The 16,069-nt window shown below is 71.1% G+C and carries 17 protein-coding genes; 1 reads left to right on the forward strand and 16 read right to left on the reverse strand.

What is annotated here, in order from left to right; all coding sequences use genetic code 11:
- Positions 1-23 precede the first annotated feature (23 nt).
- The 15 genes from FF096_RS04250 to FF096_RS04320 form a co-directional block, all read right to left on the reverse strand.
- Complete coding sequence (locus FF096_RS04250) at positions 24-1,403, reverse strand: phosphomannomutase/phosphoglucomutase (protein WP_309222646.1); 1,380 nt, start codon at positions 1,401-1,403, stop codon at positions 24-26.
- Between the two features lie 69 nt (positions 1,404-1,472).
- Positions 1,473-2,822 carry a hypothetical protein gene (locus FF096_RS04255; RefSeq protein ID WP_155215083.1) on the reverse strand — a complete coding sequence of 450 codons (1,350 nt, stop codon included), beginning with the start codon at positions 2,820-2,822 and terminating at the stop codon, positions 1,473-1,475.
- Positions 2,823-2,943: 121 nt separating this feature from the next.
- Positions 2,944-3,264, reverse strand: coding sequence for a hypothetical protein (locus tag FF096_RS04260; protein ID WP_155215084.1), 321 nt, complete (start codon positions 3,262-3,264; stop codon positions 2,944-2,946).
- A gap of 71 nt (positions 3,265-3,335) precedes the next feature.
- Positions 3,336-4,016: a hypothetical protein gene (locus tag FF096_RS04265; RefSeq protein WP_309222647.1), complete on the reverse strand. Its 681-nt coding sequence runs from the start codon at positions 4,014-4,016 to the stop codon at positions 3,336-3,338.
- A 106-nt stretch (positions 4,017-4,122) separates the two neighbouring features.
- Positions 4,123-4,758, reverse strand: a complete 636-nt coding sequence (locus FF096_RS04270) for a M15 family metallopeptidase (protein ID WP_309222648.1) — start codon at positions 4,756-4,758, stop codon at positions 4,123-4,125.
- Positions 4,755-5,879, reverse strand: a complete 1,125-nt coding sequence (locus tag FF096_RS04275) for a D-alanine--D-alanine ligase family protein (protein ID WP_155215085.1) — start codon at positions 5,877-5,879, stop codon at positions 4,755-4,757. Before FF096_RS04275 ends, FF096_RS04270 begins: the two co-directional genes overlap by 4 nt.
- A 59-nt stretch (positions 5,880-5,938) precedes the next feature.
- Positions 5,939-7,081: a threonine/serine dehydratase gene (locus FF096_RS04280; RefSeq protein ID WP_230462276.1), complete on the reverse strand. Its 1,143-nt coding sequence runs from the start codon at positions 7,079-7,081 to the stop codon at positions 5,939-5,941.
- 268 nt (positions 7,082-7,349) lie between these two features.
- Positions 7,350-8,408 (reverse strand): ATP-binding protein, encoded by a 1,059-nt coding sequence (locus tag FF096_RS04285; protein ID WP_309222649.1) that lies wholly within the window; start codon positions 8,406-8,408, stop codon positions 7,350-7,352.
- Positions 8,405-9,070, reverse strand: coding sequence for a response regulator transcription factor (locus FF096_RS04290; RefSeq protein ID WP_309222766.1), 666 nt, complete (start codon positions 9,068-9,070; stop codon positions 8,405-8,407). The genes FF096_RS04285 and FF096_RS04290 overlap by 4 nt, the downstream gene beginning before the upstream one ends.
- Before the next feature lie 206 nt (positions 9,071-9,276).
- Positions 9,277-10,092 carry a G5 domain-containing protein gene (locus tag FF096_RS04295; RefSeq protein WP_155215341.1) on the reverse strand — a complete coding sequence of 272 codons (816 nt, stop codon included), beginning with the start codon at positions 10,090-10,092 and terminating at the stop codon, positions 9,277-9,279.
- A gap of 202 nt (positions 10,093-10,294) precedes the next feature.
- A complete protein-coding gene (locus tag FF096_RS04300; protein ID WP_309222650.1) occupies positions 10,295-11,113 on the reverse strand; it encodes an ABC transporter permease in 819 nt (272 codons plus the stop codon).
- A 55-nt stretch (positions 11,114-11,168) separates the two neighbouring features.
- Positions 11,169-12,074: an ABC transporter permease gene (locus FF096_RS04305; RefSeq protein ID WP_309222651.1), complete on the reverse strand. Its 906-nt coding sequence runs from the start codon at positions 12,072-12,074 to the stop codon at positions 11,169-11,171.
- A 22-nt stretch (positions 12,075-12,096) separates the two neighbouring features.
- Positions 12,097-13,299 carry an ABC transporter ATP-binding protein gene (locus FF096_RS04310; protein ID WP_155215087.1) on the reverse strand — a complete coding sequence of 401 codons (1,203 nt, stop codon included), beginning with the start codon at positions 13,297-13,299 and terminating at the stop codon, positions 12,097-12,099.
- Positions 13,244-14,428: a spermidine/putrescine ABC transporter substrate-binding protein gene (locus FF096_RS04315; protein WP_155215088.1), complete on the reverse strand. Its 1,185-nt coding sequence runs from the start codon at positions 14,426-14,428 to the stop codon at positions 13,244-13,246. Before FF096_RS04315 ends, FF096_RS04310 begins: the two co-directional genes overlap by 56 nt.
- 283 nt (positions 14,429-14,711) lie before the next feature.
- Entirely contained in the window at positions 14,712-15,089 is a 378-nt protein-coding gene (locus FF096_RS04320; protein WP_309222653.1) for a DUF3499 domain-containing protein, read from the reverse strand.
- 152 nt (positions 15,090-15,241) lie between these two features.
- On the opposite strand from FF096_RS04320, the gene FF096_RS04325 reads away from it, so the two are divergent.
- Positions 15,242-15,691 carry a metallopeptidase family protein gene (locus tag FF096_RS04325; RefSeq protein ID WP_155215089.1) on the forward strand — a complete coding sequence of 150 codons (450 nt, stop codon included), beginning with the start codon at positions 15,242-15,244 and terminating at the stop codon, positions 15,689-15,691.
- A gap of 63 nt (positions 15,692-15,754) precedes the next feature.
- Here FF096_RS04325 and FF096_RS04330 read toward each other — a convergent pair whose 3' ends face one another.
- Positions 15,755-16,012, reverse strand: coding sequence for a WhiB family transcriptional regulator (locus tag FF096_RS04330; RefSeq protein ID WP_013731688.1), 258 nt, complete (start codon positions 16,010-16,012; stop codon positions 15,755-15,757).
- Positions 16,013-16,069: the final 57 nt, after the last annotated feature.

Raw genomic sequence — 16,069 nt, forward strand, 5'->3', positions numbered from 1 at the left:
GGTGCCGACCGGCCCGAGCGATCTTATCGGCGTACCCGGTCGAGCACCTCGTCGCGCAGCGCGGCCATCCGCTCGGCGGTCGGTGCCTCGACGTTGAGCCGCAGCAGCGGCTCGGTGTTCGAGGCGCGCAGGTTGAACCACGCCCCGTCGGGAAAACGCAGGGTGAGTCCGTCCATCTCGTCGGCCTCGGCTTCCGGGTACGCGGCACGCACCTCGGCCACCTTGGCGGCCTGGTCCGCCACGGTGGAGTTGATCTCACCCGAGGCGACGTACCGCTCGTACTCGGCGGCCAGCGTGGACAACGGCAGCGGCTGCTCGCCGAGGGCCGCCAGGGTGTGCATCGCCGCCAACATGCCGGTGTCGGCGAACCAGAAGTCCCGGAAGTAGTAGTGCGCCGAGTGCTCACCACCGAAGACCGCGTTGGTACGCGCCATCTCGGCCTTGATGAACGAGTGACCGACCCGGGCCACCACCGGTTCACCCCCGTGCTCGCGGATGATCTCCGGCACCGCGCTGGAGGTGATCAGGTTGTGGATGACCGTCGCGCCCGGATGCTTGGCCAACTCCCGGGCCGCCACCAGGGCGGTGATCGCCGACGGGGAGACCGGCTCACCCCGCTCGTCCACCACGAAGCACCGGTCCGCGTCGCCGTCGAACGCCAGGCCGATGTCCGCACCGTGTGCCACCACCGCGCGTTGCAGGTCGACCAGGTTGGCCGGATCCAGCGGGTTGGCCTCGTGGTTGGGGAACGTGCCGTCCAACTCGAAGTACAACGGCACGATCCGCAGCGGCAGGGCCTCCAGGACGGCGTCGCCGAGCACACTCGGCACGGTGTGCCCGCCCATTCCGTTGCCCGCGTCCACCACCACCGTCAACGGCCGGATATTGGCGAGGTCCACCAGCGTGCGCAGGTGTGCCGCGTAGTCGGGCAGCAGGTCACGCCGCTGCGTCGGGGCGGTCGGCTCACCCAGCGGCTCGTCCTTGTCGAGCAACGCCTGGGCCCGGTCGCGGACCTCGGCCAGCCCGCTGTCCTGCCCGACGGGGCGAGCGCCGGCGTGGCACAGCTTGATGCCGTTGTACTGCGCCGGGTTGTGGCTGGCGGTGAACATCGCCCCGGGCAACCCGAGCGCACCGGAGGCGTAGTAGACCATGTCGGTCGAGGCGAGCCCGATCTCGATGACCGGGCGTCCCTCGGCGCGTACGCCGGTGGCGAAGGCGGCGGCCAGTCCGGGGCCGGAGGCCCGCATGTCGTGCCCGATCAGCACGGCCTGCCCCGGCTCACCGGCCGTGTCGAGCATCTGCGCGAAGGCGACACCGAGCGCACCTGCGACACGCTCGTCCCACTGCTCCGGCACCGTCCCACGGACGTCGTACGCCTTCACGATCCGGGACAGATCAGCCACCGGTTCCACTCCTCGCCTGCGGGTCGTCAACGAACCTGAGCGTATCGGAGTGGGGGCAGCCACCCCGGCTCAGCCGCCGAGCCCGTGCCCGTACTCCGACTCGTCGCCCTTCTCGGCACCCGGTGACCCGTCCGGATATCCGGGCCGCTGGCCGGGCGCGGTCGGCGGAACGGCGGCGAATCCGGCCGGTGCGCCCGAGACCGGCGCGGCCGGGCCGGACGGCGGCGCGGCCCGACCGACCCCGGGGCGCCCCGGGTCGGACAGCGGCGCGGCCGGGGCGGAGGCCGGTGGCGCGGAGGTGGGCGGAACGGTCCGCGCCGGTGGCACAGCCGCACGGGCGGACGTGCCGGATGGGATCGGTCGAGTCTGACCAGCCGGATCACCCGGCAGGGGCGCCTCGCTCGGGTCGGCCGGTCGGGCACCGTACAGACCGCCGGTCGGGCGGGGTGCCGGGGTGCCGCCGTAGACCCGTGGTGTGCCGGGCCGGCTCGTCCCGTACGTCTGACCGGGCGCTGCGCCGCCCGCCGGCTTTGGCGGCGACGCCGGCGCGGTGCCCGGCGGGATCGGCGCGGCACCGAGTGGGGGTACGACCGGCGCGGCACCCTGCCCACCGGACCGGTAGGTGGTGCCGCCCGGGTTGCGCGGCTGCGGAATCTCGAATCCCGCAGCCGAACCGCGACGAGCCTTGCGTTCCTTGCGGGAGCGGTGGATCAACAGCCCGATGAGCAGCGCACCGGCGGCGACCATCGCGATGCCGAAGTACATCACCGGTGATCCGCCGGAGGACTCCGGAGCGGTCTGGGCGAGACCGTCGGTCTTCTCGGCGGCGAGCGCCACGGTCGGCGACGCCTCTACGGTCGGCTCCTCAAGCACCTCCTCGCTGGGCGAGGGGGTGGGCGACGGCGACGGCGAGGCCGTGACCCGCCCGCCCACCACCCGCGACGACGTGGCCGCCCGGCCCAGCACGACGCCCCGTGCCGTGGTCGCCTCGCCGGTCACCACCAGTCGCCCACCGGGGGCGTCGGCGGCGAAGGCGATGCGGTACCGCATGTTCGCCCGCTTGCCCTTGCACAGCTCGTCCTTGTCGGGGGCGACCGGTGCGGTGGTGACCAGTCCCGTGCCGCCGGAGACGCCCACCGGCACCCAGCTACCGCCCACGTTCGCCTGCACCGCCACCTGGTCGACCCGTACGTCGGGCAGGCTCAGACCCAGCGCGGTGCGTACCCGCACGCACCCGTCGGTGCGCCTGCGCACCTCCACCGTCACGTTCCCGGCGGAACGGCCCGCGGTGAGGCTGCTCGCCGAACGCACCCGCACCCGGTCCTCGTCGGCGTGCGCGGGCGCACCACCGAGCGCCACCAGGGCACCCAGGAACACGCAGATCGCTGCGAGCCGCGCCGTGTGCCGACGTACCGACATGATCAACCACCGTTCCTCCCCCGACGGGGGAACGCCGGTCAGGCTACTACCGGGGCCAGACGTCGGCCTTTCATCGAGCACCCCGCATGTGCGCCGCACCACGTCGACGGCCACCCACCGATCACGCTTGGCGGCCCGGCCCCTGCTCCGATCCAGACCCGTCGGAGCCATGGCCGCCGGGGTCAGACCTGTCGGAGCGGTGCCCGTCGGTCCCGGACCTGTCGGGATCGGGCCTGTCCGAGCCGAGCCTGTCGGGGTCGGGCTTGTCGCCTCCGCGACCCGTCGCATCGAACGCCAGGGCGAACGCGATGCCCATGCCTATCCCGATGCCGATTCCGGCGGCACCGTCGAGCGCCGCCATGCCGATCACCAAGCCGAGCAGGATTCCCACCGGCCAGGCCCAGAACCGTCGGTCACCGCCCTTCTTCTCCGGTGCTGCCATCCCACGAGCCTATTGCGCTCTCGCCGGGCCCGCAGCGCCACGCGTCGACACCACCGCCGCCCGGTGTGCGCTCAGCGCAGGATCTCGACGGTGTTCTTGCGCACCAGGTTCTTGCCCGGCTCCCGGATCTGCTCCATCGCCGCCGAGTTCAGCAGCACGCAACTGCCCGACGGACCGGTGATGGTGACCGTGGTCGACTTGTTGTTGTCCAGGTTGGTCACCCGCAGCCGGGTACCGACCGGGAAGCGGTCGCTCGTCGCAGCCGGTCCGGCGGCCTCGTCGAAGAAGGTGATCGCCCCCTGGCAGGCCGATCCGGTGACCGGGCGGGCCGCCGGCGGTGAGGCCGAACCCGGACGGTCGCCGACCTTCCCCGGCTGTGGCGCGTCCGGCTGCACGGCGACCTCACCGATCCGCTCGACCACGTTGCGCCGGATCACGTTCTTGCCGGGCTCGCGGACGAGGTCCATGGCAGCGGCGTTGAGCAGCACGCAGCTGCCCGAGGGCCCGACCACTGTCAGCTCCGCCGACCTGTCGTTGTCGAGGTTCGTCACCCGCAGCCGGGTACCGACCGGGAACTGGTTGCTGGTGGCGGCCGGTGCGCCACTCTCGGCCGAGAATGTGATCGATCCCGAGCAGACGCTCGACCGGGTCGGTGCGCTGTCAGCGAATCCGAGTCCGGTGCCTACCGCCAGCGTCGCCGCGGCGACCACCGCCACCCCCGCCGCCAGCATGTGCTTCCGCTCCAGCTTCACCTGTTCCTCCAGTCCTCACACCATGTGTTCGAGGGCTGGTACGGCCGGGAGGCGGCTTCCAGTTCAGCGACGTGACACTTATCGAAACACGTTTCGACAGCACCGGTCATACCGGTCCGTAACGGGTGCTCGGCGCACCCGTCAACAACGCCCAGTAGCGGTCGCCGTACGACCAGTGCCACCACTCGGTCGGGTAGTTCACCAGGCCGGCTCCGCGCAGCGCACCCGCCATGATCTGCCGGTGCCGACGGGCGTCAGCCCCGATCGACGACGCCGCGGTGAAACAAGCGCCGCCACTCGCCTCCGGGGTGGCATCCACCTCGGTGCCCATGTCCAGTTCGACGCCGTCGGCGGTGCACAGGGTCAGGTCCACCGCGCCACCGGTGCTGTGCGGTGCGACCTCCACCGGCGAGACGAACTTGGTGGTCTCCCGGTGCAGCCGCTCCGGCGACCAGTCCGGGTGGAGTCGCCGCAGCTCCTCCTGGTAGCCGGTGAAGATGGCCAGCTGCGCCTGGTAGGGCCGATAACCCTCGATGATCAGTAGACGCAACCCGTCGGGCAACGCGCGCTGCGCGGTGAGGAGACGGTCCACCACCGGTCGGCGCAGCCGGGCGTACGCGCCGATCGGGTCGGCGGCCCGCTCGTCCAGCCGCAACTCGGGGACCTCACGCAGGTCGACCAGCGGCTCACCGTCGTCGGCACCGGGCACCGCCGCGACCCGGGGATCGCAGAGGAGGATCACCGTCGGCCTCCCCGGCTCGGCCGCTCCGCGTGCCGGGCGAAGGCCAGCGCGACCAGGCGGTCCAGGATCTTCCGGTAGTCGAGACCGGACGCCGCCCACACCTTCGGGTACATCGAGTGCGCGGTGAACCCCGGCATGGTGTTCAACTCGTTGACGTACAGCTCGGCGGCGTCCTCGTCGTAGAGGAAGTCGACCCGGGCCAGGCCCCAGCCGCCGATCGCGGCGAACGCCCGTACCGACAGCTCCCGGATCCGCTCGGTCACCTCGGGCGACAGGGCAGCCGGGACCACCATCGGGTCGGTCTCGCCAAAGTACTTCTGGCGGTAGTCGAACCAGCCGCCGCTGACCCGCACCTCGCCGACCGCCGACGCCTCCGGACGGGTACCGCCGAGCACCCCGCACTCCAGTTCGCGGCCGTCGACCCCCTGCTCCACCACGACCACCGTGTCGTGTCGCAGCGCCTCCTCGATCGCCGCCGCCAGGTCGTCCCCCTCGGCCACCCGGGAGATGCCGATCGAGGAACCCATCCGGGCCGGCTTGACGAACAGCGGCCTGCGCAGCCCCAACACCAGCTTCTCCGGCTCCGACGTGGTCCGGTAGGTGGTCGCGTCGAAGGAGACGTGCGGCGTGATCGGCACCCCCTCGGCCCGCAGGGCACGCTTCATCGCCACCTTGTCCATCCCGACGGCGGAGGCGAGGATGCCGCACCCGACGTACGGCACGCCCAGGGATTCGAGCAGCCCCTGCACCACCCCGTCCTCACCGAACGGGCCGTGCAACGCCGGGAAGACCACGTCCAGTTCGGCGTGCACCAGGCCCGAATCGTCCATCGCGGTCACCACCGCCGTACCGGCACGTGGCCCGGCCCGCAGTTCCACCGCTGGACCGATCACCGTCAGCCGGTCGTCTATGGCCCGCTCGCCGACCGAACCGCCGAGGAACCCGGACAGCGCCGCGTCCGGCACGAGCCGCAGCCCACCGTCGTGAGTGACCCCGATGGCGACGACGCGGTACTCGCCGCCGGCCAGCGCTCGGGCCACGCCGAGCGCCGACGCGCAGGAGACGTCGTGCTCCGCCGACGGGCCGCCGAACAGGATTCCGATCCGTACTGGTGCACTCATGCCCTCGCCTCGCTCTACTCGCCCACGGCCCAGACCCGACGTCTTGCTGATCAACTCGTTCACGCCACTGCCACCTCTGCCGCACGTCGGGCGGTAGCCGCCAACCGGGCGACCAGTTCCGCCTCCACGTTTCCGCCGGTCAGCACCACGCCGACCGTGCGCCGCCGACGCCGACCGGCAGCCAGCGCCGGTGCCCCTTCATCCACGCCGACCGGCCGCTTCCCCCCGGCTGGGCCGCTCGGCCGCAGCGGCTCATCCGGGCCGTTTGGCCGCAGCCCCCCATCCGGGCCGCTCGGCCACAGCGCCCCGGCGGCGGCGAGCCGTAGGGCTCCGGCCAATCCCGCCGCCCCGGACGGTTCGGCCAGCACCTTCAGTTCCAGCAGGAGCAACCGGAACGCCTCGGCGATCTCGTCGTCGTCCACCCGCACCACGCCACGCAGCCGGTTGCGCAGGACGGCGAAGGGCAGCTCGCCCACACAGGACGGACGCAGTCCGTCGGCGATCGTCTGCCCCGGGATGACCGGGACCGGTCGGCCGGCGGCCAGGCTGCGAGCCAGCGAGTCGCAGCCGTGCGGCTCCACGCCGTACACCTCGATCTGCCGACCTGTCGCGGCCAGGCAGGCACCCGCCGCGCCACCGCCGCCACCGACCGGCAGCACGAGGGCGTCCAACGGGGTACCGGCCCGCTCGGCCTCCTCGATGAGTTCGAGGCTGGCGCTGCCCTGTCCCGCGATGACGTCCGGATGGTCGTACGCGTCGACGATCGGGTGACCGGTCTCGTCGCTCACCCGGCGCGCCACGGCCAACCGCTCCTCGACCGTCGTACCGGCGAGGACCACCCGGGCGCCCGCCGCGCGTGCCCTGGCCACCTTCGTCGATGCCGCGTCGACCGGAAGTACCACCGTGGCGGCCAGCTCGAACCGCCGCGCCGCAAGCGCCACCGCCACCGCGTGGTTGCCGGTGCTCTGGGCGACCACCCCGGCGTGCCCGGCCGCTGCCAGCCGGCCCACCGCGAACAGCCCGCCACGCATCTTGTAGGAACCACCGGCCTGGAGGTTCTCCGCCTTCAGCAACACCCGGGCGCCGGCCAGCCGGTCGATGGCGGGTGCGCGCAACACCGGGGTACGCAGTACCCGCCCGGCCAGCCACCGGGCCGCCTCCGGCACGTCCGGAGCGGCTCCGGACGGATCGGTGTGGGACATCTGCTCTCCTTGAAAGTCGATCGTCGAAGGCCCGTCGGCGCTGCGGCGTCGGGCAGGCTCGACGGGAGTGGTCGGGATGGTTGGTCGCGGGCGGAAGCGCGCCGGCCGGGCAGGTCGAGCCGGGCAGTACCGTCCAGCCCGGCGATCAGTCGATCTGCTGGTGGTCCTTGACGATCACGTGCCAGAGCAGGACCAGCAGGATGCAGCCGCCCTTGGACGTGCGGCCCCGTGGGCGGTGGTGCGCTGTGTTACCGGCCGGGCGGCCGGGTCAGGTCGTGGTGGGTAGTTCGACATCCACCCGCAGCCCGCCGTACTCGGCCGGACGGGCGGAGATCAGGCCGTCGTGCGCCTGGGTGATCGAGCGGGCGATGGCCAGGCCGAGGCCGGCACCGCCGCTGTGGTTCGTACGGTCCCGGGCCAGGCGGCGGAACGGCTCGAAGAGCCCGGACACCGCCTCAGCGGGCACCACCTGGCCAGTGTTGACCACGGTGAGGGCCGGACTGCGGCCGACCGTGACGGTGATGGTGCCGCCCGGCCGGTTGTACTTGATCGCGTTTTCGACGAGGTTCGTCACCAGGCGTTCCAGCAGTACCCGCTCGCCCAGCACCGTGCGGGGTTCCAGATGGCTCTGCACCGTCACCCCGGCCTCGGTGATCCGGTCCTGGTAGGCGGCCAGCACCCCGGCAACGACCTGGTCGAGCCGCTGCGCGGTACGTGAGCGCAGCCCCTGGTCGCTCTCGCTGAGCGCGAGCAGCCCCTCGATGAGCCGCTCGTTGCGTTCGTTGGTCTCCAGCAGTTGCCCGGTCAGCAGCTCCAACTGTTCCCCGGTGAGCGCCCGGGACATACCGACCTCGATCAGCGTCCGCTGCACCGCCAACGGCGTACGCAGCTCGTGGGAGGCGTTCGCGGCGAACCGCCGTTGCCCCTCGTAGCCTGCCGCGATGCGCTCCATCATCTCGTCGATGGCGCGCGCCAGCCGGGCCAGCTCGTCGTCGCCACGCGGGCAGAGCCGGTGACCAAGGTTCTGCGGCCCGACCTGGGCGATCGGCCCGGCCAGGTCCCGCACCGGACGCAGACACCACCGTGCCGTGGCCCAGATCGCGGCGACCAACACCACGAGGACGGCCAACCTGGTGAGCGGAAAGGCCAGCGTGCTGAGTTCCCGTGCCGGTTGGCACACCAGACTCATCCCGGGCAGCCCGGAGCGACAGAACCCCTCGGCCCCCATCCACACCCCACCGAGCACCGACTTCGTCAGGCCGGGCAGGGCGTACCCGACGAGCAGGGCGACCACGCCGACCAGCACGACGCGCCAGCGCGGACTCACTCGGCACCGCCGATGCGGTACCCGGCCCGGGGAACGGTGTGGATGATCTGGGGCGAGCCCAGCTTCTTACGCAGCGTCATCACGGTCACCCGAACCACGTTGGTGAACGGGTCGGCGAACTCGTCCCACGCCTGTTCGAGGAGATCCTCGGCGCTGACCACCCGGCCCTCAGCGCGGAGCAGCACGTGCAGCACCGCGAACTCCTTCGGGCTCAGGCTGACCGGGCGGTCACCCCGGGTGACCGTGTGCCGGGCCACGTCCAACCGGACGCCGTACGCCTCCAGCACCGGCGGAAGGGCCGGCGCGGAGCGGCGGCCCAACGCCTGTACCCGGGCCACCAGTTCGGCGAAGGCGAACGGCTTGGTCAGGTAGTCGTCGGCACCGAGTCCCAGGCCCTCCACCCGGTCCCGGATCCCGGCGGCGGCGGTGAGCAACAGCACTCGGGTGCCGGAACCGGACGCGGTCAGGGTGCGACACACCTCGTCGCCGGTATGTCCCGGCATGTCCCGGTCCAGCACCGCGACGTCGTACCGGTTGACCCCGACCCGGTCCAACGCTCCGTAACCGTCGTAGCAGACGTCCACCGCCATCGAGAGGCGACGCAGCCCCTCGGCGACGGTGTCCGCCAACAACCGCTCGTCGTCCGCCACCAGCACCCGCACGCTTCCGCTCCCCGTGGTCATCGCTGTCGGGCATACGTTCCCAGGCGGGAGTTAAGGATTCCGTAAGTGCCCGCCGCAGCAATACTCCACGTAACCACCCCAGCCGCCCACCACGGCCCGACGAGGCGGGCGAGATGGGCGGCTGAGGTGGTGGAGGTCAGGTGGGAGATCGACCCGCCAGGGCCCGCCGACCGGCGGGGGCGGGGTCAGTCGTCGCAGCCCCAGCCGTCGTTGTCGCGGTCGAGGTCGTAGATGTCCTCCCCGATGACCTTGACCGGACCGGTCACGTACGCGGGGCCGTTACCGCTGCCACCGGCACAGTCGACGTCACTGGCGATCGGCACACAGGGGCTGTAGTTCGGATCGCACTGGGCGGCCGCCTTGGTGCCCTCGGCCACGACCTCGGTCACCGCCTTCTTCGCCACGACCGAGCTGACCAGCTTCTTGCTGGTCTGCACCCCGTCCACCACCGTCACCCGGTAGGTCAGGGTGCGTACGCCGTCCACGCCCCGGGTGCGGACGACCCGCTTCCCCTTCGCCAACGACGGGTCCTGCACCGTGCGGGTGCCGTGCCGGATCACCTTCTTCTCCACCACGTCACGGGTCTGCACGACGGGGGTAGGGGCGACGGTCGGGCTCGTGGTGACGCCGCCCGGCACGGCCGACTCGGCCACCGCGTCGTCCGCCGACGGCACCGGCGTGGACGCGCCGCCCGCCGCCGGTTCACCGGAGGTGGCAGGCGGGGTGGCGGGCAACGGCTCAGCATCGTCCGACGCGGGTGCCGCTGGCGCGGGTACGGCGGTGGCGACGATGACCGGGGCCGCCTCCTCGTCGGCGACGGTGCCGGTACGCACCGGTTCCGGATCACCCACCAACGCGCCCACGACGGTGCTGCCGCCACAGCAGAGCAGCACGAACGACATGAGAACTCCGCCCAGGATCACCGTGACCCGGTGGCCGGGGCTGAGCCGGCTGAACCAGTTCGACGGCGGAACAGGCTGCGGCGGACCGGGAAAGGTCATCGGAGTAGTCACATCAGTGAGTCTCGTCAGCGATACTCCCGGCGCTATCCCCTGCTGCGGCGACTACCTACACCGAACGCGTTCGTCAGGTGACCGTCAGGGCCGCAACACGACTCCGATCGTCACACCGATGACACGACCGGGCTGCTGACCGTCATCGACCCCGCCACCGCCGCTTGGGCGAAAGGACGATGTGGACGACTCAGGGACGCGGGCCGGGCTCCGCTGCCCGGCGGCTTCGCCGTCCACCCACCGACGTGGCGAACACCAGCAACAACGCGGTCAGGAACATGGCCGTGCCGACCACGTTGACCTGCGGGGGGATGCCCCGCTGGGCGGCACCCCAGACGTACATCGGGAACGTGACGGTGGTACCCGAGTTGAAGTTCGTGATGATGAAGTCGTCGAAGCTGAGCGAGAACGCCAGCAGGGCGGCGGCAACGATGCCGGGTGACACCAGCGGCAGCGTGATCCGCCGGAACGTCTGCCACTCGCTGGCGTACAGATCCATCGCGGCCTCCTCCAGCCGCCTGTCCATGCCGGTCAGCCGCGCCTTGACGGTCACCACCACGAACGACAGACAGAACATGACGTGGGCGACGACGATCGTCCAGAAGCCGAGCGGCACCCCACCGGCGACGAAGAGGGCGAGCAGCGAGGTACCCATCGCCAGTTCCGGCGTCGCCATCGGCAGGAAGACCAGCACATTGAGCCCGGACCTGCCACGGAACCGGTGCCGGGCCAGGGCGAACGCCACCAGCGTGCCGAGCGCGGTCGCCGCCACGGTGGCGAGGAACCCGATCTGCACGCTGCGCAGCACCGCGTCGCACATGTCGGAGGTCGCGCACGGGTTACGCCAGTTGTCCAGGGTGAACTCGTTGAAGTCGTACGACAGCCGGCTGGACGGGCGGTTGAACGACAACGCGGCGACCACGACGATCGGCAGGAGCAGGTAGCCGAGCACCAGCAGGGCCACCCCCATCACCCAGTGTTCGGTGCACCAGCGAAAGACCCGACTCACCGGGTCTGCCTTCCGTTCGCGACTGCGGGGCCCCGCTCCGCCGCACTCCCCGCGCTCACAGCAAATCCTCGGGGCTGGCGCGGCGCAGGTAGCCGAAGACCAGCGCGAGGATCGCCGACATCAGCAGGAAGGACAGCGCCGCGCCCTGCGGGTAGTCGAGCCGGATCAGGAACGCCGAGTCGATGACGTTGCCGATCATGTACTCGTTCGGGGTGCCGAGCAGTTCGGCGTTGATGTAGTCACCGGTCGCCGGGATGAGGAACAGCAGGGTGCCGGCGACCAGGCCGGGCATCGACAGCGGCAGGGTGACCCGGCGAAACGTCGCCAGCGGGCTCGCGTACAGGTCGCTGGCGGCCTCCAGCAGCCGGGGATCCAGCCGCTCCAGGCTCGCGTACAGCGGCAGCACCAGGAACGGCAGGAAGTTGTACGTCAGGCCGAGCACCACCGCGATCGGGGTGGCCAGCAGCCGACCGTCGGGGCCGAGCAGGTGCACGTCGCGCAGCAGCCCGACCAGCGCGCCGTTGTCCGACAGGATCGTCTTCCAGGCCAGCGTACGCACCAGGAAGCTGGTGAACATCGGCGCGATCACGCAGACCAGCAGCAGGTTCTTCCACCGGCCGGCCTTGCGCGCGATCGCGTACGCCAGCGGATAGCCCATCACCAGCGCCACCGCCAGCGCCATGCCGGCGTACCGGAAGGACCGCCCGAACTGCGGCCAGTACACCCGCAACGCCGCCGGATAGTTGCCGAACGCCCAAGCCGGTGCGTACCCGGTGGAAATCGAGCCGGTGGGGTCGTAGAGGCTGGCGGCGGCGAGTTGCCCCACCGGCATGGCGAAGAACAGCACCAGCCAGGCCGCGCCCGGCAGCACCAGCAGGTACGGCAGCAGCCGACGACGCCCCCACCGGGCCCTCGGCGACGAGCGCTCGGTGCCGGAGGGCAGTTGGGTCAACGCGGTCACGCGGTGAACCCGCCTGGTCGACTCACGACACACCGACCGGCTCACCCAGCTCCGGGGTGGTCCGGGCCTGGCCGTCGGCGCGGCCGAGCAGGAAGGCGTGCCGTGGGTGCCAGTACGCCACCGCCTGCTCGCCGACCGCGAAGCGCTGCCGGTCGCCACTGTTGGCGACGAAGACACTCAACTCGGCGCCCGCGCCGGTCCGCAGCGCGTACTGCGTGCTGACCCCGAGGTACGAGGCGTCGGTGACGGTGCCTTCGAGGTGCTGGTTTCCGGCGGGCACCTGCGCCACCGCCCCGGCCAGGCGCAGCTTCTCGGGGCGTACGCCCAAAAGGACCGGGCCCTGGTCGGTGCGGGACCGGCCGACGGGCACCGAGAAGCGCGTGCCGTGCGCGGTGACCAGCAGGTCGTCCCCGCTGCTGCCGGAGACGACACCGGCGATCAGGTTCGACTGGCCGAGGAAGGTGGCCACGAATGCGGTCGCCGGGAACTCGTAGATGTCGGCCGGCGCACCGAGCTGCTCGATCCGTCCGGCGTTCATCACCGCGACCGTGTCCGCCATCGTCATGGCCTCCTCCTGGTCGTGGGTGACGTGCACGAAGCTGATGCCGACCTCGGTCTGGATCCGTTTGAGTTCGATCTGCATCTGGCGACGCAGTGTGAGGTCGAGCGCACCGAGCGGCTCGTCGAGCAGCAGCACCTGGGGATGGTTGATCAGGGCCCGTGCCAGCGCGACGCGCTGCTGCTGGCCGCCGGAGAGCTGGCCGGGTCGCCGCCGTTCGAAGCCGTCGAGCCGCACCAGAGACAACACCTGCCGCACCTGCCCGTCGACCGACCGGATGCCGCGCCGCCGCAGTCCGAAGGCGACGTTCTCGAAGACGTCCAGGTGCGGGAAGAGCGCGTAGCTCTGGAACACCGTGTTGACCGGCCGCTTGTACGGTCGCAGCCGGGTGATGTCGCGGTCGCCGAGCAGCACCTGCCCGCTGGTCGGCGGCTCCAGACCGGCGATCATCCGCAGGGTGGTGGTCTTGCCGCAGCCCGACGCGCCGAGCAGGGCGAAGAACGAGCCCTGCGGGACCGTCAGGCTCAGGTCGTCGACGGCGGTGAAGGCGCCGAACGTCTTGGTGAGGTTGGCCAGCCGCAGGTCCCCGGCCGGAGTCTCCCGCGCCACCTCAGGCTCCGATGACCTGCTGGAACCTGGTCTCGTAATCGCGTTCCCGCTGCTCATCGAGGGCCATGAAGACCCGGGCCTTGGCGAGCATGGCCTCGTCCGGGAAGATCAGCGGGTTCGCGGCCAGCTCCGGGTCGATCTTCTCCATCTCCGCCTGCGCCCCTTGGACCGGGCAGATGTAGTTGACGTAGGCGGCGAGCTGGGCGGCGACGGCCGGCTCGTAGTAGTAGTTGATCAGCGCTTCGGCGTTGGCCTTGTGGCTGGCCCGGTTCGGCACCACCATGTTGTCCGACCAGAGCAGCACACCGGATTCGGGCACCACGAACTTGATCCGTTCGTCGTCGAAGCCGAGTTGGATGATGTCGCCGGACCAGCCGATGCACGCGGCGATGTCACCCTTGGCCAGATCCGGCGCGTAGTCGTTGCCGGTGAAGCGGCGGATCTGCCCGGAGTCCACCGCCCGCTTGAGCTTGCTCAGCGCGTCGTCGAACTGGGCTGCGGTGAAGTCCGCCGGGTCGTGGCCGTTGGACAACAACAGCAGACCCATGGTGTCGCGCATCTCGCTGAGCGCGGTCACCTTGCCCTTGAGGTCGGGGCGGGTGAGCAGTTCGTCGACGGTACGGATCTCCCCGGTGACCCGGCCGTTGTAGGCCAGCCCGGCGAGGCCGGACTGCCATGGGATGGCGAGTTGGTTGTCGGCGTCGAAGGAGCGGTCGCGCAGCGACGGCAGGATGTTGGCCTCGACGTTCGGCAGCTTGGCCGGGTCGAGTCGTTGGATCCAGCCGAGCCGGATCATCCGGGCGGCCATCCAGTCGGACAGCACCATGATGTCGCGCCCGGTGCTCTGGCAGCCGGCGAGCTGGTGCTGCACCTTGCCGAAGAACTCGTTGTTGTCGTTGATGTCCTCGGTGTAGGTCACCTGGATGCCGCTGCGGCTGACGAACCCGTCCAGGCTGGGGCGCTTCGACTCGTCGTCGGGGTCCACGTCCATGTACTGCGGCCAGTTGGAGAACGCCAACGTCTGCTCCGAGCCGGACAGGTCCTCGCTGACGCAGCCCGCCTCGGTCTGCTGTGCGGCGGGGGTGCCGCAGCCGGCCACCGCGCCGCCAGTCGCGAGCAGCGCGGCCGACCCGAGAGCGCCGGTGAGCATCCCGCGCCGGGTGAGGGGCCGGAGGGCACTACGCATGTGACGACTCCTATCGGTGCTCGTCGGCGGCGGGACCGGCTGGGCGCACCGGCTAGCGGCTGAAGCTCAGCGACGACGGTCCGATCGCTCCCGCCGTGACGGCCAAGATCGGCCGATGACAAACCGGCAGCAGGATACGACAACACCACCCCCACCCACCCCACCCTCACACCCCACCCCGCGCCGGGTGATCAAGAAGTTTTGGTCTCTTTTCGGGCCTCTGGGTGACCAAAACTTCTTGATCAACGCAGAAGGAGGGGCCCGGAGGGCCGGGGGTGGGGGGTTAGTGGGTGGGGGGGATTACGCGGAGGTGGCCGCGGCGGGAGGTGGGGGACGACGCGGGGGGCGTGGTGGAGGAGTTCTGGTCCTCCTGGGGAGGGCGGGGAGCGGGGCGGGCGGCCTCGCGGACCGCCTCGGCGAGAGCCACCAAGTCGTCGGTGGTGGGCGGCGGCGGCTCGAACTCGCCCTCGTGCCGCACCACCTCCCAGCCGCGCGGAGCGGTCAGGCTGCGCGCATGCGGCTCACAGAGGTCGTACGTGTGCGGCTCGGCGAAAGCGGCCAGCGGGCCCACCACCGCTGTCGACTCGTTGTAGACATAGGTCAGCGTGGCGACCGCTTGCCGGGGGCAGCCGTTGCGGGAGCAGCGCCGTGGAGACCTCACCGGCGCAGGGTATCTCCATTACCGGCTTCGGCGCATCGGTTCGCGTTACGACACGCCCGACTTGGTGATCACATTTCTCGTGCGGTGGCGCAACGCGCCACACAGCCGGCGCTGACGCGGACCGGAGCCAGCCGGGGGCTACGCTTTGGCTCATGACGAGCCCGGAGAACCGCCGCCCCGGCATCGGCCGGCGGGCGCACCGCGACCGGCATGGACGCGGTCTGCGTGGGCGGTTGGTGCCGGCCACCGTGCCGCTGGCCCGGACCAAGGCGGAGATCTTCGACGATCTGGTGCTGGACACCGTCGAGACGCTGGAACGGCGGTTCGCCAAGGAACTCGCCGGGGTGGAGTTCGCCGTCGAGGACGTCCCGCCCGACCTGAACGTCTACGACTCCGATGTGCTGGAGGACGGCGAGGTGCCGTTGGCCCGGTTGTTGCCCGGTCGCCCCGGCCGTCAGGAGATGCCGCCACGGATCGTGCTGTACCGGCGACCATTGGAGTTCCGGGCCATGGACCGGGAGGACCTGGCCGACCTGGTCCACGATGTGATCATCGAACAGGTGGCGAACCTGCTCGGCGTCGACCCGGACGAGTTGGCCTGATCGCGGCCACCCCCTGGCCGACACGGGTGGGACGGCCCCCAACCGTCCCATCCCCACCTCTGGTCAGGCCGCCCGGCGCTTGAGCTTGCGCCGCTCCCGTTCGGAGAGCCCACCCCAGATCCCGAACCGCTCGTCGTGGCCGAGAGCGTATTCGAGGCATTCCGTCTTGACCTCGCACCGCGAGCAGATGCGCTTCGCCTCGCGGGTCGAGCCGCCCTTCTCGGGGAAGAACGCCTCCGGGTCGGTCTGCGAGCACAGGGCCCGCTCCTGCCACTCCGGCGCGTTTCCGAGCAGGTCGGCCGCCTCAAGCTGGCCGTCCATTCAGTTGCCTCCTTGTCGCGCACCGGCATCGTCGCCGCTGCAACCCCCCACGCGAAA

The organism is Micromonospora sp. CP22, from assembly GCF_009712475.1.
In the GTDB taxonomy this organism is placed as follows: domain Bacteria; phylum Actinomycetota; class Actinomycetes; order Mycobacteriales; family Micromonosporaceae; genus Micromonospora.

Coding starts and splice junctions, on each gene's coding strand:
- FF096_RS04255 (WP_155215083.1), bottom strand. CDS start 2,822: ATGTCGGTACGTCGGCACACGGCGCGGCTCGCAGCGATCTGCGTGTTC.
- FF096_RS04260 (WP_155215084.1), bottom strand. CDS start 3,264: ATGGCAGCACCGGAGAAGAAGGGCGGTGACCGACGGTTCTGGGCCTGG.
- FF096_RS04275 (WP_155215085.1), bottom strand. CDS start 5,879: ATGAGTGCACCAGTACGGATCGGAATCCTGTTCGGCGGCCCGTCGGCG.
- FF096_RS04280 (WP_230462276.1), bottom strand. CDS start 7,081: ATGTCCCACACCGATCCGTCCGGAGCCGCTCCGGACGTGCCGGAGGCG.
- FF096_RS04295 (WP_155215341.1), bottom strand. CDS start 10,092: ATGACCTTTCCCGGTCCGCCGCAGCCTGTTCCGCCGTCGAACTGGTTC.
- FF096_RS04310 (WP_155215087.1), bottom strand. CDS start 13,299: ATGAGCAGCGGGAACGCGATTACGAGACCAGGTTCCAGCAGGTCATCG.
- FF096_RS04315 (WP_155215088.1), bottom strand. CDS start 14,428: ATGCGTAGTGCCCTCCGGCCCCTCACCCGGCGCGGGATGCTCACCGGC.
- FF096_RS04325 (WP_155215089.1), top strand. CDS start 15,242: ATGACGAGCCCGGAGAACCGCCGCCCCGGCATCGGCCGGCGGGCGCAC.
- FF096_RS04330 (WP_013731688.1), bottom strand. CDS start 16,012: ATGGACGGCCAGCTTGAGGCGGCCGACCTGCTCGGAAACGCGCCGGAG.